Here is a 20,239-nt window from a genome sequence, read left to right as displayed (position 1 = left end):
GGTGCCCAGGGTAAGCGCAACCGCGACAGCGGCCGCCATGGCAGTTCTTCGATACATCGCAATCCTCCCGCCGAGATGGGTTGAGGGGTGTGGCAGCAGGGCCCGTGTTGATGGGATCTCCGGCAACCGGTGACAGCTCGGCTTTGGCGATGACACTAGGAACGGCGGAGGCTGGCCGAAATCAGGGCAACCCCTTGCTCTGGTGCGCGAAGGACCGTCGGGCGCACTATGATCCGGTGCCAGATTCTGCGACGGCAGTGAATGCGCATCAGGGGGCCACCGGCACCATGCTGCCGGTGGTACCGGGCGTCGTGCGCGGCGCCCGTCGGGTGGTGCTGTTCGGTCCGCCCGGGATCGGCAAGACCGCTGCGGCCGGTGTACTCGGGCAGCAGCTGGGCATGCCTGTCCTAAGGCTGGCTCCGAGCCCACAGGACGCCCAGGTCCCCTACACCGGACTGCTCGAACTCGCACTGGCCCTCCAACCGCTGCCGGCCGCGCGGGAACTCGCGACCGGAATCGACAAGGCCGTCGGAGTGCCGGGCTCTGCCGATCCCGCCGGGACCGCTCTACGGCTGCGCCGGTTGACCGCCACCCTGCTGCTGGACACCCCGCCTCTGACACTGGTGGTGGACAACGCCCAGTGGCTGGATACGGCCAGCGCGGCCGTCTTGCGTTGGGCACTGCGCCTGGCTCCCGACCTTCCCGTCATAGCCGCAGAGCGAATCTGGCGCCCGGGGAGCGAAGGCCACTGGTGCGGCGAGGACCCCTGTGCGGTACGCATCCCGGCGCTGACACCCGATCAGGTCGCAACCCTGCTGTCGCCGTACCGGCTAACCCCCTACGAGGTCACGCAGACCCACATCCGCAGCGGAGGGAACCCGGCCCTAGCCCTCGCATTCGCCGGGGCCCGCAGCCGCGCCACCGACCTGCCGGCCGCTCAGGGTCTCGTAGACGACCTGGTCCTGCCGCCGGCCGCCCGCCGACTGGTGAACGAATGGCTGGGCACTGTGTCGGCCGAAGTTCAGGAACTGTTGACGGTCGCCGCACTCGACGACCGGCCCGACCGCGAACTGCTGAGCCGCCTCGCCGGCCCGCCCGCCGAAAACCTTCTCGCAGAGGCCGAGGCAGCCGGACTGATCAACATCGGGCAGGTCGACGGGAAGATCCGGTTCGCCGCCGCCGCGATCGGTGCCGAACTCGCGGCCCGACCGCCGGTCGCCACACGCAGGCTCCTGCACGCCCGCCTGGCCGAAGCCAGCCGCGACAGCATCCGCCGCGACCGTCACACCACGCTGGCGGCCGACACCAACGACCCGCAGTCGGCCGACTGCGCCGACCGCGCCGCCGCCCGCGCCCGGCTGCGCGGAGAACCCGCACTAGCGGCCGAGCTCTCCCTGCTCGCCGCCGAACGTACCCCGGAGACCGACGCCGACCTGCTCACCGAACGGGCGCTGACCGCCGTACGCGACGCCGCCCACAACGGCGACCTGCCCCGCGGCCAGGCTGCCGTCCGCCTCGTCCTGAACCACGACAGCAGCCCCGCCAACCGCGTCAACGCCCTCATCGCCCTGATCGACTCAGGCGGACAGCACCTGTACAACGGCGACAAGCTGTTCGCCGACGCACTTCACGAAGCGGCCGGACATCCGGACCTGACCGCGCAGATCCTCGTCCGCCAGGCGATCTGGGCCAACGTCAACGGCGATCCCGACCGGGCGTGCGCCCAGGCTGCCCGGGCCGCCAGCCTCGCCCGGAGCGCTGGCGACACCGCCACCACCGCCATGGCCCTCACGATGCAGGCCCGCATCCAACGCATCCTCGGCCGCCCCCAAGCCGAGACCACGCTCGGCCACGCCCTGTCCCTGCCACGCAGCACTCACATCCCCGTCAACGCCAGGCCCGAACAGCTCTCCGCCCGGCACGCCATCTTCGACGACCGTCTGGACGAAGCCCGCAGCGCACTGCTGCCTCTGCTCGTCGAAGCCGAGCGGACCGGAGACGCCGAAGCCACCGTGGATGTCCTGCGCAGCCTCGCCGAAGTCGAGATCCGCGCCGGACGGTGCGGACTGGCCCTCGACTACGCCGGCCGCGCCCTGTCGCTTACCGACAGAGCCGCCTTGGACCCCGCACCAACGTGCTACACCTCCGCCCTGGTCGAGGGCACCGCCTCGTGCACCGACTCCGCCCTCGCTCACGCACGCCGCGGGGCGGACACCTCCCGCCGGGAGGACAACAAAGTCTTCCTCTCCCGAAACCTCTTCGTCCTCGGACATCTTCTCCTGGTCACCGGGCGTCCGAAAGAAGCCCTGGAGGCGCTGGAAGAGGTCCGTACGCTTGAGAAGCGCCAGCAGGTCCGCGACCCGTCCGTCCTGCGCTGGCACGCCGACCTCGCCCAAGCCCTCATCTCCCTCGGCTACCTCGACCAAGCCCGCAAACTGCTGACCGATACCCGTCGCACCGCGACTGATCTAGATAGAAGCTGCGTCCTCCCCGTGCTCGACCGCTCCCAGGCACTCCTGGAAGCCACCCTGGGCAACTACGATGCGGCCGCCGACCTCCTCACCGCAGCAGCCGACCACCTCCGCCACCTGCCCATCGAACACGGTCGAACCCTCCTGGCCCTCAGCCACACCGAACGACGCGGACGCCGACGCGCCAGCGCCCGCACCGCGGCGCAGAGCGCCGCCGACCTCTTCAGCACGCACCAGGCACACCCCTGGATCGAAGCCGCCACCCGCACCCTCCACCAACTGGAGCCCGTCCCCGCGCACAGCAGTACGCTCCCCTGCCTCACCTCCGCCGAACAGCGCTGCGTCGAGCTCGCCGCCAGCGGAGCGACCAACCGCGACATCGCCACCGCCCTCACCATCAGTGTCAAAACAGTCGAAGCAAACCTCACCCGCGTCTACCGGAAGCTCGGCATCCACTCACGCGTCCAACTCGCGCACCTTGCAGCCCTGACGGCAGCGCCGGCAGAAGCCCTGCAGCCCGGCCTGGCGCATCAGCCTGGCAACGCGTTTGCGCCCACTTCCGACTCCGGTGCCCAGGCGTAACTCGGCGTGCGGCGTAAAGGAGCGGGTTGGGCGAGGATCGCACGTGCTTCCCCGGACAGCATCCTCGCTACGTCAAGTCGCAAAATGCCGTGACGAGGATTTAGAATCGAGAAAGTTGACACAAAAAGCAACAGAGGCGGCCGGTTTGCTACTGTAACCGCCAGCAACGGAGCGCAGCAGCTATCCAATGCGACCAACAAACAGAGGTAATGAACGGCTGAATCGCAGGCAGTCGGCCTACCGACATGCATAGATGACGGTCTTAGGAAACCGGTGCTCTGTTGGCCGTCCTCAGGAGCACGCCGAGCGCGGCGCGGCCCCGGCGAGCGGACGGACGACTGGCCCCATACCTCGCGGCCAACGCCTTACGGCCCGAGTGGAGAAGTCCGAGTACCGTGGTATAAGAGTCCTTCTAGTTCGGCGTCCTGGGCCGGGCTTACGCAGCATGGGTCGTTTCCGGTCGATGCCCGCCGGTACAGTCTGCCCACACCGGGCAGGAGACGACGATGGGGCTCAGAGACCGACTTGGCGTCGACGCGTTCTGGACCCCTGGTGAGGTTCTCACACACGGGTTCGACTTTCGTCCACGCTGGTGGCAGCAACGCGTCCCCGCCGAAGGGTGGACGGCATGGCTATCCGACCTGCCCGAGGCCAACAGGGGTCGGCAGTACTGACATATCACGCGTAGCGACCTCCTCACCGCAGCGAATGGCGGTCCAGACGACGTCGGGCGACTGCTGGTCGGCAGCTACGCCTGGGGCACCGGCGACCGAGCATTCCTCGTCGGTCGTCGAGCTCAGGTCTTCACTAAGAACACGACTGAGTCCACCACGGCCAAGCTCGTTAAGGCTTTGACCGTCCTTCGTGATCAGGGACCGGCGAAGGCGTACGAGATGCTGGCCCTGGGCGGCGAGCAGAAGCTTCCCTACCTCGGGCCCTCGTTCTACACCAAGCTGCTGTACTTCGCGGATGCCCGGCCCGACGCACAACCTGGTCGCGCGCTGATCCTCGACCAGTTCGTTGCCATAGCTTTGAAGGAAGTCGAACACTGGGACATTACGGAACGCGGCCCTTGGGGCCCAGATCAATACCAGCGGTGGCTCGAATTCGCCCACAACCATGCCAGAACTGAGTCCACTAACCAAGCGGCCGTGCGCCCGCATGCTATCGAGGCGGCGATGTTCAGAAAAGGCTGGGCAATCTACCAGGCGCGTATAGCTGCCGCCCGCGCCGCGCGCCGGCAACCGTGACTCCTGACGCCATCATCGTCGCTCTGCCGGATCAGCATGGCGGGCCCCAATCTTGGCGCCAGCAGCAGTTCGTCGCGAAGGATGAGCATAGAGTCGCGGTTGTCGCCGCCCCACAGAGCTGAAGCCCACAGCCGAGCAGCTGACGGAACGACCAGCATCGTGGTAATCAACATAGTGACAGGGTCACCTCGACCAGTTCTCTCGCCTAGCAGCATCCGCAACCCCGAGAAGCTTCTCCTCGGCCGATTCGACCGGCGCGGCCGGCTGCCGGCACACCGGCCGCACGCATCCGCTGGCCACGCCGCAGCGCCAGCAGCTGGCGAGACTGCTTTCCCCGCCACGTCCGACCGAGCGCCGTGTTGTCATCCACCCCTGGCCCGATCCGTTACCCGGCTGCCTGGTCGGGCCAGTTCGAGCGGCCTGAGCGGCTGAACTACGCGCAGGTCGAGGCGACCGTGGTGGCTGAGATTCAGGTGGACACGGCGTACGAGCACCACCGGTGGCGCCACCGGGTGCGGTACGCGCGGCCCAGGCCGGATCTGTCGGTGTACGACGTGCCGCTGATCCTCGACGAAGCCGAAGACCGCTTCGCCGGCTACGCGCGCAGTGCCTGACCGGCCTCATCCCACTTGCCAATACACACCGGCGCCGCAACCCACCGATCAACCAGCAGGACGGGCAGGCGGCGGCGCCCTGCGGTACGAATCAACTAATGGAAATCGAGTCAGGTGCCGTCACTATTGCGGTGAGGTCTAGGTATTGTCAGCAGGAATGGTACGGTGAGCGCGTCCAATCGGGTGATGCTGGCCGCCTGCGTTTCGAGGCTCGCGAGAAGGGCATGCTCGCTGAGTTGCGCGACGCGCCTCCTGCGGTAGTCACCCTTGTAGGTCCATTGTTCGAGCGGATACCAGCCCACGAGATAGATGCCAGTTCGTGTGCCGGCTTCCGGAAGGTAGCGCTGGGCTAGTTGCTGCTGCTGAGCGCTCAGCAACTCTCTATTCCAAGGTCCCTTCACCTCGATGACGACAACGATGCGGTCCGGCGTTGGTCCTTTCACCGGATCGTCGCGCATTGTCGCCTCGATCTGGATGTCAGTGCGGTCTCCAGCACCGTAGGCGTCAGTTGGGCGGACTAGGACTTCGCGGTTGACAGCTAATCCGCGCCGCTCGAGCCTCTTGGTGAGTTCGTGTGAGATGTACGCCGAGAGTGCAGGTTCGGGTTTCGGGAGCCAGGCTTCCTTCAGTTGGTATGACTTGGGCAGAACGCGTGCGGGTAAGCGGTCCCACAACAATTCTCCGTGCGTCGGCAGATCGTTGCCGATGGCTTCGAGGACCTCCACAAGCAGATCGGCCAATTCGCGTTCGGACCGAACAAGTCGCCGGTTGGCGTCCTCAAACAACGCTGCCAGTTCGACGGGGGTCGGTGGGGACCAGGCCGAAGCGAATAGGTTGGTCCGAGCCCGAAGAATATGAGAGGTTATGATGACGCGGCTGGGGCACTCGTCGCGAAGCTTTGTGAGCGCGCGCAAGGCTTGCTCGCTGCCGCGGCTGCTGATGCTCTGAAGGACGCGATCCCGCCACTCCCGAGTTTGTTCCTCGGGGCCAACGAAGTGTACTCCTTCGATGGGGACGTCATCTTCGGGCGGAAATAGTCCCGAAAGCCACCGATAAAGCTCCGCCAGTTGTTCTTCCTCTAGGTCAGCGAGAAAGTCGCTGTAGCTGGCGCCGAGGCACAGAGCTACGTCCCGACCTAGGGCAGCATCTTTGCCTACGGCCGATAGCACGGTGGCGAGGTACTGGTGAGAATCCACGGTGAGCAGCGCTCTGGCTGCTCGCGCCGCGAGCTGCCGTTGCCATCCGCTTGAGACATCTGCCTCCAGCGCATGGTGTGCGGTGTCGACTGCTCGCTGGTCCTGTGCTTGTAAGAGAGCGACGAGCATCTCCTCCCACCGTTGCAGGGCATGCGTTCGACTCTCGTCCGTCGTAAGCGAAAGCGCGGCCTGGTCCGCCTTCCGGCCGTTGGGCGGCTCGTCGGGTGCCGGGTGAGGGGCTTGCTGACCCGCGGCGTCGCTTGGTCCGTCGTCTCCTCTCGTTCGGGTGATAGCGTCAGCAAGTTCGGTGAGTAGTGCCGCAAACGTGTCGGCCAGTTCAACGTGCCATGCCGGGTCTACAAGTTCCGTCTCAGATGCCAGATGTCCCTGCATCAGTTCCCCACGCACATAAGCGTCGACCGCCGCTGCGAGCTGTGACGCCGAGTTCTCGACGGCTCGCGACAGGAGTCTCAACTTGATTTCCCTATCACCGGCGTTGCTGGGCACGGTGTGGAACCAAATCAGCGCCCCTGCCCAGGACGACCAGGCTGCGTTCGGCACTTCCGAAAGGCGGTCTTTCCTTTCGAGGAGTGCCAGCGCCAGATACCCGGCCCATCCACGCTTGTCGTATCGGTTGGTGCCGAGCCATTCGTCCGAGTGGTCGTGCTCGTTGGCGATGAAATGGACCGCTGCTTCGATCAGCACGTCCACCCCGCTCCCATCGAGTGCGGCTAGACCGGGGAAGTCTAGGATGTCGTCATCGAGACGGAGTGTCCCCTCGCCACTGTTGGGATCGGCCTGAAGCTGCCAGGCCAGGCGCCAAAAGGCGTCGACATTGCCGGCTGCGGCATCGGCAAGCAGTCAAGCGGGACGGGCTCAAACCACCATTTGACGTGTGGCCAGACTGGATGGTCCGGGGTTCGAGTAGGCAAGTTCGCCCGATGCGGCATCGGATAGGTCGAAGAGGTAGCCAGCCACCTGTGCAAGCGCTTCCGCAAGAATTCTGTTGCCGACACCTAGTGCCTCGGACGCCCGCTCGTATGCCCATGGAAAGTCGGCACCCGTTAGAAGGTAGCCACGGTTGGCTCGACGCAGCCCGTCAGGAAGAACGGGTTTTCGGACGCGCCAGGAGCGGTCTCTCGTGCCCCAGCCGTCAGCAATCGCCCAGATCTTGGCGCGATCGAACGTATCGGTGGTCGCCGCTAACTCGACCAACGAGTGCGCGAGGGCATGACGGAGGTCGCGGAAGCGTGGTGGCTCTCGGCCATCCTCGTCCTCAGCATCTACCGCTGTGGGTAACGGTGGATGGTCGAACCGCTCAAGTCGCGGTCGCAAGATCAGAGCAACCTCGCGCGCTCGGCTTAAGGCACCGTCACCGGATAATGCCCGCTCTACGATCCCGTCAATGAGTTCAATGTCCAACCGGCCGACCGGACGTTCGTCAGGAGGCTCTTCGTCGCTTCCTTGTACATCCGCCGTCGAGGATCGCAGTTCGGAGGGGCTGCGACCGTTGTGGAGCTGCCCGATAGCCCACTCGAGTACGGCAGGCAGGTCCTCTTCCGACAGCTCTGATGCGAAGCGCATCTCAAAGCCCAGGTAGGAGCCGACGAGGTTGCGGTTTCGCCGAGGTCGAAGGTGTTGGAGCACGTCCTCAACAGAGATGTAAGCGGGCCACAGCATGTCTAGCAGTGCCCCCCGTAGCTCGTCGTCTGGATCGACCCGTGAGGCGTAGCTGGCGTCCACGAGGCTGCTGGCAACCTGCGCCAGTTGCGGCGCGGCATCTGTGGGACTCGTCTCAAACGCTGTCATAGCCGCCAGAAGACGTAGGTGACTACTCCATCCGTCCTTCGCCGCCAAGTCGAGCAGCGGGCCGACCAGTTCCGGGACCCCCGCCTCTCGGGCTAGACGGACCGCCAACCGCAGCCGCGCAAGTGAGGGCCAGTCCTGGGGCTCGCGATCGCCTGCCTCGTTCAGGACTGTAAGTAGCTGAGCGCCGAGTCCGGGATGTTTAAGGCGGCGAGGTGCGCGGGCCCATGGGACATCCCCCAGCTCGACCTCGCCGGCACGGCGTAGCAACGCATCAACGACCAGCGACCGGACCTCCGGTGAGTCGACAATCGAGCTGTGCGCCACCAGGCTTTCCGGATCCGCGTCCGCCAGCCACTGGGCATGGCTCGGGTCGAGAGTGACTAGCCAGGCTGCCGCTTCGCGTAGCTGAATCGGCACGCTCCGGCTGTCATCGCTGCCGGCAACCAGGAACAACCGCTGCAATTGAATTACCGGAACGGCCCGGCCTATGAGATGTCGTGCGGTGAGGAATCCGGCAAAGGAGCCGTGACGGAAGGCCAGCCTGTTGCGGCCGCGGCCGGTGAAGAGCGCAGTCGCCAGCGTTGCTGAAACGGCCCTCTTCGTGACGACAAAGGCTGCGTTGTCGACGCTCTCCTGCCCCCCAGCGATGGACTCAGCGTTAAGGTCCTGTTCGCCGGACTCCAGCACCGCTCCGCGCCATATGGTTCGCCGATTGGACAGAAGCAAGCGCGCGGCGATCCGTTCGGCGATAGCAAGCCGCTGATCCAGGGTTGACTCGTCGTCCTGGGTGCGCCGCTCATCGTCGTGCTCGCTAAGCAGTTGAGTAACTCCAAGCGCGAACAGCTCCGTCGGCCGGGCATTCAGATGACCGGTCCGTCGGTAAGTGCGAATCAAGAGCCCGAGCGTCAACGGAACGTTTGCCAGGACTCCCGCGCCGGCAGCGACTGCCGACGCCACCAGCGACTCACCGTCGATCTGATCAGCGCTAGCCGCCAGCCGAACCGCTTCCTGCCTCGTCAATGGCGCTAGGTCGGCCACGACGCATGGGCCAAAGTGTGATGTCAAAACGTTTGTCAGGTCTGGCGGGTAGTCGGCGGTTCGGCAACCGAAGATGAAGCGGGCACGAGACGTGTCACGACCTCTGAGCGCGAGCCGTAGCCTGGCTGCAAGATGCCGAACCAGTGGACTTTCGTCGATCTGGTCGATGACGACGATCAAGTCGGCAGCGGTGCCCCCGGTGGTCAGCCCGACCACGGGCGTGTCGCCACCCGACATCAGGTGGCGCTCGGGAAGACGGCGCAGATGACGGCCTAGCAGCTCATCGAACGTTGCATCCGATAGGTCAGCCGCATCCACCTCGACGATAGGAGAAGGCGAGAGAGCGGTGGGCTGCTGATTCCAGTTGCGCACGAGAGCCGCAAACTCAGTCGTTTTGCCCACGCCGGGCTCACCTAGCAAGACGAGGGACCCTGCTCTTGCCGCGGTTTCCGTTGCGACCAGGGCCCCAGGCACCAACTCCACTACGGGCCCGTTTTGAACGGCGGGCGGATCGAGGAAGCCGTCACCGTCGAGAGGGAACGGCAGCTCGTCCTCCACCGTGCCCGATCGGATGCGGCACAACCGTTTGACCGTGGTTGTGAAGATCCCGTTCTCTTCCATGTCTCCACACCCGCCAACTCAGATCTCGACCACCCGGCGTGGACGGCCGTCGAAGCGTAGCGCTTCGTTCCGACAACGAGGCCGTCAGCGGGCCGGGAGGCGGGGGACGGGGATATAGCCGCCTGCGATGACAGCAACGTGCCGCTGGTGGTAGACGACCAACAGCCGTTCGTCGACACGGTTACGGTTCCGCCAGGCGCACCTTTGGCCAGATCGGGCTGCCACCCGCCCGGAGCGTCTTCGCCGCTGAGGTCGCCCGAGTGTTGGGGCGACCCCTGCCCCTGTACGGCGCAGGCATCAGCGTTCGCGGCGAGCCCCCATCGAAGGTTTTGCGGGTGGCCGGACCACTGTCGCGAGCGCTGGCCGGAATGCCGTTGTTTCTGATCAATACCGGTCGAGAACAGACGAAAGCCGCACTGAAAAAGAGCAGGAAAGGGGACAGCTCGCGCTCAAGTGTTGCCTTATCATTCATCTTCACGGGGAGGGCGCGGGGGTTCACATGGGGGAATACGGGGACAGCGACGTCGTCCCCGACGACGGGCTCATCCGCCGGCTGAAGGCGCTAGCCTGCACGGCACCGCTGAATGATCTCGATTCCCGCAAGTCGCACCTGGAGTGGGTCGACGGCTCGATCTACCAGATGGCCGAAATCGGATTGCACGTCATCGACCAGGTCACCATCGCCATGGATTTCGACGCGGGCGCTGACGCCGAACAGATCATCGCCCGCACGGTCCCGCTCGTGGCGATGCAAGGGTCCCGCCCGTACCAACGAGGAACACGGCCGGGTTGCCCGGTGGGTGCTTGACAGCTTGATCAACGTCGGCACCGTCGACAGGGGATTCCAGCGCGTGTATGGCGAGGTGGACGACGTGGGCGTCTACGTCCGTCGCCGGTTCGACTTCAAGCTCCTCGTCGAGCTATCCGGCGCGGGCGGCGAGATCTACCTGAGGGCCACCGACGAAGCGATCAACGTGCTCGTCGGCGCGCTCGACACCGACATTGAGTCCGCCCAAGTCGCCGCCGAGGTGAAGCTCGACAACCTGATCAGGCGGGGCCGGCTGGCCGACGCGAAGCTCGCCGCCGAGCAGGCCCGCTACCGCACCGTCCAGCTCGGCGAGACACTGCGCACCATGCTGGAGGCGACCCGGCGCGACGTGCGGGCGGTGGACTGGGACGAGGCCGCCCCCGCGCTGCTCGACTCTGCGCTCGACCACGTCCAAGACCGGTTCACCAACGAGAACGTGATCCTGCGACACATTGCCGACGCCCGCGACGAGGCGACCGACCCCCGGCACAAGCGCCAGGCTGCCGACCTGGTCGCCATCGTCGAGGACTGCATGCGCCGGCACAGCCAGCTGCTGATGCGGCTGCAACGGGCCCGGGCGCTGTTTCGCGCGGAGCAGGACCGACAGCTGTTCGCCGATCCGCCGCGCCGGGAGGCCGCCGACCTACACGGCCAGCTCCTGCGCCCGATCATGGACCTCCCGGCCGCCGACGCCCTCGACCCCCTCGAGTCGTACTTCCGCTCGTCGGCGGGCCTCGCCCGGCCGCCCGTCGTGACGCTGAGCTCGCTGGTCGACCTCCTGCTGCGGGTGCCGCCCGAGCCGGGCGACCTCGGCCGGGAACTACCCGAGCCGGAGTTGGTCCCGGTGACAAGCACGGACCGGTTCTCCGACGAGCACTGGCAGATGGCGGGCCTCCTGCTCGACCTGCAAGAAAACACGCGGCCGCTGTCCGAGCTGCTCGTAGAGGCCGCCGAGCTCGACGAGGACCTCCCCGCGCTGGTCAGCCTGCTCGCAACGCACGCCTACGCGCCCGAGCTCGGCTCGGCGATGCGGCGCGGACAGCTGCACGTCCTGCTGGCTCTGCCGGCCGGCGGCCCGCTCCCGCCGGCCGGGGTGGGCGGTGTCAACGGCGACGACCTTCTACTCAGTACGGTCGCGCTGCTCGACGATGAGGCATCACGGTGATTGACGACGTCACTGCCGCAGCCTCGCTGGTCGCGTTCGGCCTCCGCCCGAAAACGCTGCCCGGTCGTGAGCCCGCCTACCGGAGCCTGGTAACCCGGCACCGGGACGACGACGCGTTCGCCGCCCTGGTGACCGCGGTCGCCGAAGGGCTGGGCCTGCGGGTGCTCGACGTCGACGCCGAGTCGGGCATCGTGCTGTCGGCGCTGCACGGCTCGGTCTTCGAACTCCGGCTCGACCAGTACGCCCGGCAGACCCGGACGGGCGAGCGCCGCGACGTCGAGAAGGTGCTGCACGGCGTCATTTTCCTCGCCGCCGCGGCTTTGGCCTTCCCCCGCCCAGCCGACCTTGCCAACGACCAGTACACCGGCCGTGTCTCGGTTGCCGAGGTCGACACGATGGCCCGCGAGGTCGCTCGTGTCCTGCGCGAACGCGCGAACGGGACCGACCCAGAGGCCGACGCGCCCCGGCTCGAACGGGTATGGCGCGCGTATGCCCGTCGGCCAGAAAGTCAGTCCACCAAGGACGGCCGGGTCGCCCCGGACAGCACCCGGGGCATGGTCGCCCGAGCGCTGCGCTATCTCGCCGACCAAGGGCTGCTCGTGCCAGTTCCGGGTGACATCGACGGCCTGTACCGCACCACCCGCCGCTTCCTGATCCAGGTCCGGGAACTGGCCGTGGAGCGCACCATGGACGAGCTGCTAAGAATCGGCGTCGTCCCGGTCTTTAAACCCGGCGGATCGCTGCGCGCGATGTCCGGCGGCGCGGAAGGCGAGGGCTGACCGATGTACGAGCTGTCCCGGGTACGCCTCTACTCGGTCGGCCCGGAGCCGGCCCGTTACCAAGATGTCACCCTGGACTTCAGCGACATCGGCCGCCCGGTGCGGTTCCAGGCCGACACCCTGCTGGAGCCGCACCAGCCGCACCGCCGCCCGTCGCCCGCGAGCGTGCTGTTCCTCGAGAACGGCGGCGGCAAGTCCGTCCTGCTCAAGCTGATCTTCTCGGTCATGCTGCCCAAGCGGCGCCAAATCGTCGGCACAACCAGCACCCGGGTGCTGGAAAACTTCGTCCTCGCCGGCGACGTCGCGCACGTGGTCCTCGAGTGGATGCACGCCGAGACAGGCCGGCTGCTACTGACCGGCAAGGTGTCAGAGTGGCGCAACAACACCGTGTCGGGCGATCCCGAGAACCTCGCCACCTTCTGGTACTGCTTGAGGCCGACCGAAGCGGTGCGGCTAGACACGCTGCCGTTCGCGGCCGACCGGCGCCTGGTCAGCCGCGTCGCATTCCGGCAGCGGCTGGCCGAGAAGTTCGCCTCGGATCCGCGCCTGGAGTTCTTCGCCAGCCGCCAGCCCGGCGAATGGACCCGGCAGCTCGACCAGCTCGGCCTCGACCCCGAGCTGTTCCGCTACCAGCGCGAGATGAACGCGGACGAAGGCGAGGCCGCCGGGACGTTCACCTTCGCCACAGACGAGGCGTTCGTCGAGTTTCTACTGCGGGCCGTGGTCGCCGAGGAGGACCCCGGCGAGATCGCCGACCTCGTAGCGCAGCACAGCCGCGACCTGGCGCAGCGCGACGGCCTCCTGCTGGAGTGCGAGTTCGTCGCGGGCGCGCTGGACCGGCTGGTGCCGCTTGCCGATGCGCACAAGGCGGCGCGCGCCACCGAGGTGACCGCAGTCGGCGCGCAGGCAGCGATCGACCGGTTCGCCCAGAGCGTGGCCGCCCGCAGCCGGGCGGAGCAGGAGTTGCTCGCCGTCCGGGAACAGTATGCGCGCGAGACCGCCGAGGCATTGGCCGCGGCCCGCACCGACGCGGAGCACCGGCAGGCCGCGGTCAAAGAGCTGAAGCGCCTAGCGCTGGTCCTGCAGCTGAGCACGGCACGGGCCACCGAGGCGGTCGCCAAGCAGGACCACGAGGACGCCGACGCGCTCGCGGAGTCCTGGCGGGAGACTGAGAAGGCCGCCGAGCTACGGGCGGCGGACGCGGCCGCCGCCGAGACGGCGGCCCTGGTCGAGGACGCCGAGGAGTCCGCCCGCCCGATCCTGGACGCAAAAAAGGCCGCAGCCGCACAACTGGCCCGCGGGCTCCTCCAAGTCGCCAACAAGGCCGCGGACGCCGCTAAAGAGGCCGGGAGGCTGGCAACGGACTGCACCGCCGGGGCCGCCGCCGCCGAGGACGCGCTGGTGCGCGAGACGCAAGAGGCGGCGAGGCTCGATGCCGGGGCGGCCGTCGCTGCGAAGCGCATCGGCGAGATCGACATGATGCTCTCCGACGCCGCGGCGAGCGGGCTGCTGCCGGCCGGGCCGTCCGCGGCGGCGGCGCTCGCCACGGAGGCGGCCACCGAAGTGGGACGCCGGTTGACCGCAGCCGAAGAGAAGGCCGCCGAGTTCGACGAGGAACGGGTCGCGGCGGTGCGCGTCGAGAACGACGCGGCGACCGCGGTGGTTCAGGCCAACGAGGCACGCCTCCGCGCCATGGAGGCATACGAGGCGGCGGCCGCCCGCGCCGCCGAGCTGGCCGGCCGCCCGCGGCTCGCCGAGCTGATCGACAGCGAGGAGGTGCGGCTCGCCACGGACGCCGAACCGCTCGCCGAGCGGCTGGCCGCCGCCGTCGCCCAAGCGGAGAGCGCCCGGGCCCGGCTCCAGGCCGAGGCCACCGCCGACGAGCGCATCCGGACCGCGCTCGAGGCCGACGGCCTACTGCCGCCGCCGGCCGAAGTGACCGCCGCGTGCGAGGCGCTGAACGACGCAGGGATTGTGGCGTGGAGCGGCTGGGACCACTTGACCCAGATCGACAACCTCGAGCGGCGCCGCGAGCTGCTGCGCGGTGCCCCGCAGCTGGTGTCAGGCGTCGTGCTCAACGATCCAGCCCAACTCGCCGACGCCGGCGCCGTCCTCGCGTCGCGCGAAATCTACCCGGTGTTCTTCGTCGGGATCGGCACGACCGAGGCGTTGCACCAGGCGGAACCGGCGGGTGCAGAGGCATTCGTGCCGCTGAACCCGGCGCTGTACGACCAGGAGGCCGCCGAGGCTGCCCGAGCCGCCGTCGAGCGACGCGACGAGGAGCGCCGCGAGCAGCTCGCGACGATCGCCCGGTCGCTCGTCGTGGACCAGGAGCTGATCCGCGACCTGCGCGACTGGCGACGAGACTTCCCGCCGGGGCGGTTGACCGAGATGGAGGAGCACTGCGCCGACCTCACGGCCGGCCTGGAACAGGCAGAGAGCGCGCACATCCTCGCGGCCGAAGCGACCCGGGACGTGACCGACCGGCGGACCGCGGTGCGCGATTCGCTTCCCGGTCTGCGCGCCGAACTGCTCGCCGCCGAGCAACGCGACCGCGACCTGCAGGCGCTCGCCCGGCACGAGGCCGAGCGCCGGACGCTGGACGAGTCACGTCGGCAGGCGCTCGCCGACGCGGCAACGCACGCCCGGCTGGCCACGGCGGCGCGGGAGCTGGCTCAAACTCGACGCGAGGAGGCCACGGGTCATCAGCGCCACGCCGACGGCCTAAGCGACGTCGCCGTCAGGGCCCGCCGGGAGCTCGCCCAAGTGCCCGGCGGCGGGGACGTCTCGCCGGACGCGCCCGTGCCCGCCGAGCCCGTCGAGGTGCTCCGGGCGCGCTTCATTGCCGCGTCGGACGCGTACACGCGGGGGGAGGTCGGCGCCGAGTTGCGGGTCCGCCTCGACCAGGCGGAACGCGAGCAGGCCCGGGCACGGTCCCGGTTCGAGGAGCTGACCCCGGCCGTGCGGCAGCGGGCCCTGGAACTGCTGGACACGCCCGAGGGCGCCGACTTCGGCAGCCGGAGCGCCGCCCGGCGGCGGAGCACCGACCGGGTCGTCCGGGCCAGCGAGAACCTGAGGACCGCCGTTGCCGCGACGGCGGCGATCAACGCGCGACTCAGCGAACTCACCGAGCAACGGGCTCTCCCCGCCGATTTCATCGCCCCGGCCGACGAGGACAACGCTGCCGCCCTGCTCAACGCGGCCGAACGTGCGGCGGCGCGGGCCGACCGACGCCACGCTGAGCTTGGTGAGGTCGCCGAGAAGGCGGGCGCCGAGCTAGAGGCTGCCAGGGGAATCGCCCGCGGCTTCGCCGACCTCGCCGAGGATCTCGACGTCAGCGCCGGCGAGAGCGCATCAGCCTTCTCCGACGACCTCGACACGGCGCGGGCGCGCAAGCGGAGCCTCCGCACCGCCCTGAACGCGGCGAACGACAGCGCCGCGACCGAGCGCGCCCGACTGACCCGCACCACGGAGGCGCTGCGGCGGCACGCCGTGGACTCCCGGTTCCGGCTCCTCCAGTCGACCATCCGCCAGCAGATGTCCGCGCTCGACAGTGCGAGCCTGGCAGGGCACGCCGATGAGTGGATCACCGCGCTCCGGCCGCGGCTTCGGTCGCTGACTGACGAGCTCACCAGCATCGACCGGCACCGGGACATGATCAATGTGCGGCTGCACGGCATGGTTGGCGCCGCCTTCCGTACCCTGCGCAACGCGCAGCGGCTTTCCCGGCTGCCAGAGGGCCTGGACGGCTGGTCGGGCCAGGAGTTCCTGCGCGTCGCGTACCAACCACTCGAGGAGGCGGCCCTGCTCGAGGCGATCGGTGAGGTTGTCGACGAGGTAGTCGACGGCGGCGGCGTCGATGGGATGACCCTGCTGCTGCGCTGTGTCCGGCGGGCGGTGCCGCGCGGCTTCCGCGTCGACGTCCTGAAGCCGGACTCGGCGCTGCGGCCTGAGCGGCAGCGGGTCTCGGAGATCAAAGACGTCTTCTCCGGCGGGCAGCAGTTGACCGCCGCCATCATCCTGTACTGCACGATGGCGGCGCTGCGGGCCAACAACCGTGGCCGGATCGGAAACCGGCACTCCGGAGTGCTGTTCCTCGACAACCCGATCGGGCGAGCCTCGGCCGGTTACCTGCTCGAGCTGCAGCGGTCGGTCGCCGCGACGCTGGGCGTGCAGCTGATCTACACGACCGGACTCTTCGACGCCAACGCGCTGAGCGCCTTCCCGCTAATCATCCGGCTGCGTAACGACTCCGACCTGAGGGCCGGGCGCAAATACCTGGCGGTCGATCACGTCTTTCGCAAGCGGCTGGACGAGCTGGGTCCCGAGGACGCCGGCGGCGAGCTCACCGCGATCCGGACCTTCGTACGCGCCGAGCACTGATGGCCGCCTCCCGTCCTGCCAGTGACCTGCTAGACGAGCTCTGCGCGGCGGCGGAGCGCGGCGGTTGGAAGCGGACCGCCCGGAGGCGGGTCCCGATCGGCCGCGTCTGGGAGGCCTACCACCGCATCCCCGCGGCTAACGCCGACGACGAGTACGAGCGTGCGGTGCTGCGGCGGTTGCTGCTAGAGCTGGAAGACTCAGGCCGGATCCGGCTCCTACGCGCCGACGACCGCGAGAAGGTGGCATTGCCTGCGGCGATCTGGCTGCTGCCGACCCGCAGCGCTACGGCGCGGCCGGCACCCATGCCGCCGTGGCATCCGGAGGTGCGCGGGCTAGCCACCCACTGGCCGGTGGCAACCCCGAAGCAGCGGGCGGCCTACACAGCGGTCAACCGGTGGCTGATGACCAATCCGGACCGCTCGCCGGTGCCCATCCGCGAACGATCATTGGAGATCTTCGGCCGGCACGGGTCGGCGGCGGACTTCCCGATGCCGGAAAAGGTGCTCGACACCCTCCGTTCGGGACCGCTCTTCTCTGACCGCGACGAGCTGCTGCGGCTCATCGGGGCGTTCATGGTGCACCCGCCGCTGCTGGCGGAGCGCTTCACCGAGGCGATCGGCGACGGATATTACCAGCGGGTCGGCGCCGGCGGATACTGCTGGTCATCGAGAACGCGACGACGTGGTGGTCGGTGGTGAACAGCCTGCCGGAGCGGCACGACCTGGGCTACGTCGCTTGGGGCCTGGGCAACACGTTCACGGCGTCGGTGAACACGATTAGAGCCCGCCACGCCGTCGCCGAGATCCGGTACTTTGGCGACCTGGACCTGAGCGGGCTGCGGATCCCGCTCTCAGCCTCGGCGACCGCCGTGCACAACGGGCTACCGCAGGTGCGGCCCGCGATGCACCTCTACCGCGCCCTACTGCAGCTCGGGCTGCCCATCGCGGCGAAGGAGAAGGCCGCGGCACCGGCGGACGCCGCCCGGCTGGCCGGCTGGCTCGGCGAGAATATGGGCCAGGTCGCCGCCCTGCTCACCCGCGGCGAGCGCTTGGCCCAGGAGTGGGTTGGCTTCCGGCACCTGCGCACAGACGCGAGTTGGCACGCCGACGTCCGCATCGCCGCCTGGGCCTGACACCCCTTCTTTGGACAGTACGGCTCGACTGCGTCCATCAACGCCGACTGAGACAGGAGACGGCCGCTGTTCCGGCTGACGTGCGGTCGCCGTATGTCGTGCTCCGCGTCGCGCCGAGACCCGTAGACTCTGGGCGGCGGTCACGCCCGCCCGTCTCCGAGCTGCCGGCGCCCACGCCGCAGGCCGCGATCGAGGACAAGCCGTCGCCGACGCAGCGTGAATGTCCGGCAGACCCTTTCTTGGAAGGGGCGTGGGCCTTCGTCGGAGGAACATCATGGGCAAGCGCAATCGTGCACGTACCCGGGCCATCCGCGCCGAGATGGCGAAGACCGGGGAGAACTACACCCGGGTCGCCGCTGCGGTGGGAGGCTCATCTACCTGGCGCGGTGACCGCAGCAGCACCGACGTGGTCAAGGAGCACATAGTCCGCATCTTGCAGGAGCGGGTGCGCGTTGATGAGGCCCGCTACGACCTCGCCGTGGATCTCAACCGGCGGGGGCACCGTGTCATCTTCGAGCGGCGAACCTCTGGCGACGGCTGGGAGATCAGGGACTGGCTCACCGACGAGCTGCTCGCCGAGGGCGACGACGGGCACGACGGGTACGCCGCTACGGTGAAGCGGCTGGATCCCGACGACATGTGGTACCACGAAGACTTCTTGGACGACGAAGAGCCGCTGCAGACGGTTACCACCTTGGGGATGCCGCCGACGCTGGGGCAGGCAATCGACGACTGGGTCGCGCAGCTGAGCACCTCCGACGAGGAAATCGCACAGTTCATCGGCTGGTCGGTCGAAAAAGTCCGCGAGCATCGGTAACTAGCGGTGCCGCAGCGGCAGCCTTCTCGTGGTGGGCCAGGTGATAGCCAAGGAGGGGGTAGCCACCGGCGGCGGAGGAGCGCCGGCCGGCCTGGGACCGGTCGGCGTCGCGTAGCGGGATCTGGTGGCGAAATCGTCGGGGTCGAAGTCGCAGCCGTCGTGCTGGGCGGCGGCATAGAGCTTCATCGTGATCACGTCGGTCGGGACGAACAGGCTGTGCCGGGCGGATCGGCTCGGCGCCGGTCAGGTCGCAGGCTGGACCGGCCCCGTCGCGGAGGTAATGGCCCAGGACCATAGTGGTGACGCCGTCGTTCGTAGGCATGGTGACGGCAGCGCCCGCACCGCCCGATCCGACCACCGCCTACCGGGCCGCTGATCACAACCACGCCCACGTACCAGAGCGCTGACCTACACCGACGCGGTCCTCCCGCTCCTGGGTGTCGTGGTCGCCGTCCGTGTCCAGTCACGGTGACGTCCCGGCGTGCGGGCACCGGCGCAAGCCCTTTGCCGGTAAGTGTGCCCATTCGAAATCCCAGTCTGGGCCGCCACCCGCGATGATCGCCGGCCGGCCAATCGCGTTGATGCGGCCGATGCCGCTGGGGTCAGGTTTCCTCGATTCCGATGGCTCTGGTTGTGGTCAGGCTTAGAGGGCATCTGATCCGTGTAGCGGTTGATTCACATTCGGCCGTGGCATCGGCCGCTGCGGGTCGTTGATCGCGGAGTGGGTGCGAATCGGCGTGGGTATCGGTCGGACTTGTCGGATGAGCGGTGGGCGTTGATCGAGCCGGTCCTGACCGCGTGGCGGGCGGCGCGGGTGGGTTTGGGGATCAGCCGGCCGGTGCATGACCTGCGGGAGATCGTCAACGCGATCCTGTATGTGGCGAGGACGGGGATCGCGTGGGAGTACCTGCCGCATGACTTCCCGCCGGCGAAGACGGTGTACGACTATTACGCCAAGTGGGAGGCGGACGGGACCACCCAGCGGATCCACGACCTGCTGCGGGAACGTGTCCGGGTCGCGCGAGGACGTCGTGGGAGCCCGTCGGCGGTGGTTCTGGACTCGCAGAGCGTGAAGACCTCCTGCAATGTCAGCGAGTCCAGCCAGGGCATTGACGCCGCGAAGAAGATCAAGGGACGCAAGCGGCATATCGCCACCGACACCCTTGGTCTGCTTCTGGCGGTGATGGTCACTGCCGCGTCGGTGCAGGACTCCGCTGGCGGCCGGCGCCTGCTCGACACGGTTTCGACCGACCATCCGAGCGTGGTCAAGGCGTGGGTTGACGGCGGCTACAACACCGCGGTGCGGGCGCACGGCGCCCGGCTGGGCGTCGACGTTGAGGTGGTGCCCCGCCCGGAAGGGAAAGGCTTCCACGTCCAGCCACGACGGTGGGTCGTCGAACGGACCTTCGGCTGGCTGATGCAGCATCGACGACTCGTCCGCGACTACGAGACCCTCCCTCAACGGACCCGAGCGATGATCCACTGGGCGATGGCTAACACAATGAGCCGTTACCTCACCGGGGAATCCACCCCAACCTGGCGAAACGAAACCACCTAATCGGACCAACCTCGCC

The 20,239-nt window shown here is 68.1% G+C and carries 13 protein-coding genes; 11 read left to right on the top strand and 2 right to left on the bottom strand.

Going from position 1 to position 20,239, the window contains the following annotated elements; translation table 11 throughout:
• The first annotated feature begins 236 nt into the window (after nucleotides 1–236).
• The 3 genes from O7546_RS07300 (at nucleotide 237) to O7546_RS07290 (ending at nucleotide 4,917) form a co-directional block, all read left to right on the top strand.
• Nucleotides 237–3,053 (top strand): LuxR family transcriptional regulator, encoded by a 2,817-nt coding sequence (locus tag O7546_RS07300; RefSeq protein ID WP_082159318.1) that lies wholly within the window; start codon nucleotides 237–239, stop codon nucleotides 3,051–3,053.
• A 677-nt stretch (nucleotides 3,054–3,730) separates the two neighbouring features.
• Nucleotides 3,731–4,303 (top strand): hypothetical protein, encoded by a 573-nt coding sequence (locus O7546_RS30730; protein WP_348651253.1) that lies wholly within the window; start codon nucleotides 3,731–3,733, stop codon nucleotides 4,301–4,303.
• Between the two features lie 356 nt (nucleotides 4,304–4,659).
• Entirely contained in the window at nucleotides 4,660–4,917 is a 258-nt protein-coding gene (locus tag O7546_RS07290) for a hypothetical protein (protein ID WP_269696410.1), read from the top strand.
• A gap of 110 nt (nucleotides 4,918–5,027) precedes the next feature.
• On the opposite strand, the gene O7546_RS07285 is transcribed toward O7546_RS07290, so the two are convergent.
• Both O7546_RS07285 and O7546_RS07280 read right to left on the bottom strand, forming a co-directional pair.
• Complete coding sequence (locus O7546_RS07285; protein WP_281600632.1) at nucleotides 5,028–6,824, bottom strand: hypothetical protein; 1,797 nt, start codon at nucleotides 6,822–6,824, stop codon at nucleotides 5,028–5,030.
• 165 nt (nucleotides 6,825–6,989) lie between these two features.
• A complete protein-coding gene (locus O7546_RS07280; protein ID WP_281600631.1) occupies nucleotides 6,990–9,581 on the bottom strand; it encodes a hypothetical protein in 2,592 nt (863 codons plus the stop codon).
• Between the two features lie 499 nt (nucleotides 9,582–10,080).
• Between O7546_RS07280 and O7546_RS07275 the strand changes: the two genes are divergently transcribed.
• The 8 genes from O7546_RS07275 to O7546_RS07240 all read left to right on the top strand — a co-directional run bounded on the left by O7546_RS07275 (nucleotide 10,081) and on the right by O7546_RS07240 (nucleotide 20,223).
• Nucleotides 10,081–10,389, top strand: coding sequence for a hypothetical protein (locus O7546_RS07275; protein WP_281600630.1), 309 nt, complete (start codon nucleotides 10,081–10,083; stop codon nucleotides 10,387–10,389).
• Complete coding sequence (locus tag O7546_RS07270) at nucleotides 10,382–11,554, top strand: hypothetical protein (RefSeq protein ID WP_281600629.1); 1,173 nt, start codon at nucleotides 10,382–10,384, stop codon at nucleotides 11,552–11,554. The genes O7546_RS07275 and O7546_RS07270 overlap by 8 nt, the downstream gene beginning before the upstream one ends.
• On the top strand, nucleotides 11,551–12,333 hold the full coding sequence (locus tag O7546_RS07265; RefSeq protein WP_219996754.1) for a hypothetical protein: 783 nt from the start codon (nucleotides 11,551–11,553) through the stop codon (nucleotides 12,331–12,333). Before O7546_RS07270 ends, O7546_RS07265 begins: the two co-directional genes overlap by 4 nt.
• A 3-nt stretch (nucleotides 12,334–12,336) precedes the next feature.
• On the top strand, nucleotides 12,337–16,716 hold the full coding sequence (locus tag O7546_RS07260; RefSeq protein ID WP_281600628.1) for a hypothetical protein: 4,380 nt from the start codon (nucleotides 12,337–12,339) through the stop codon (nucleotides 16,714–16,716).
• Nucleotides 16,716–17,414 carry a hypothetical protein gene (locus tag O7546_RS07255; RefSeq protein ID WP_281600627.1) on the top strand — a complete coding sequence of 233 codons (699 nt, stop codon included), beginning with the start codon at nucleotides 16,716–16,718 and terminating at the stop codon, nucleotides 17,412–17,414. The genes O7546_RS07260 and O7546_RS07255 overlap by 1 nt, the downstream gene beginning before the upstream one ends.
• Nucleotides 17,411–17,848: a DUF2220 family protein gene (locus tag O7546_RS07250; RefSeq protein ID WP_281600626.1), complete on the top strand. Its 438-nt coding sequence runs from the start codon at nucleotides 17,411–17,413 to the stop codon at nucleotides 17,846–17,848. Before O7546_RS07255 ends, O7546_RS07250 begins: the two co-directional genes overlap by 4 nt.
• Nucleotides 17,849–18,122: 274 nt before the next feature.
• Nucleotides 18,123–18,665: a hypothetical protein gene (locus O7546_RS07245; protein WP_140946607.1), complete on the top strand. Its 543-nt coding sequence runs from the start codon at nucleotides 18,123–18,125 to the stop codon at nucleotides 18,663–18,665.
• A gap of 721 nt (nucleotides 18,666–19,386) precedes the next feature.
• Nucleotides 19,387–20,223, top strand: a complete 837-nt coding sequence (locus tag O7546_RS07240) for an IS5 family transposase (RefSeq protein ID WP_281600625.1) — start codon at nucleotides 19,387–19,389, stop codon at nucleotides 20,221–20,223.
• Nucleotides 20,224–20,239: the final 16 nt, after the last annotated feature.

It is taken from the genome of Micromonospora sp. WMMA1976 (genome assembly GCF_027497335.1).
GTDB lineage: Bacteria > Actinomycetota > Actinomycetes > Mycobacteriales > Micromonosporaceae > Micromonospora > Micromonospora aurantiaca.
The sequence above is the reverse complement of the archived record's forward strand: the minus strand, read 5'-3'. Positions and strand labels throughout refer to the sequence as shown.

What these genes read in the sequence shown, in the direction of transcription:
- O7546_RS07280 (WP_281600631.1), bottom strand. Translation starts at nt 9,581, where the DNA reads ATGGAAGAGAACGGGATCTTCACAACCACGGTCAAACGGTTGTGCCGC.
- O7546_RS07275 (WP_281600630.1), top strand. Translation starts at nt 10,081, where the DNA reads ATGGGGGAATACGGGGACAGCGACGTCGTCCCCGACGACGGGCTCATC.
- O7546_RS07260 (WP_281600628.1), top strand. Translation starts at nt 12,337, where the DNA reads ATGTACGAGCTGTCCCGGGTACGCCTCTACTCGGTCGGCCCGGAGCCG.
- O7546_RS07255 (WP_281600627.1), top strand. Translation starts at nt 16,716, where the DNA reads ATGGCCGCCTCCCGTCCTGCCAGTGACCTGCTAGACGAGCTCTGCGCG.
- O7546_RS07245 (WP_140946607.1), top strand. Translation starts at nt 18,123, where the DNA reads ATGGGCAAGCGCAATCGTGCACGTACCCGGGCCATCCGCGCCGAGATG.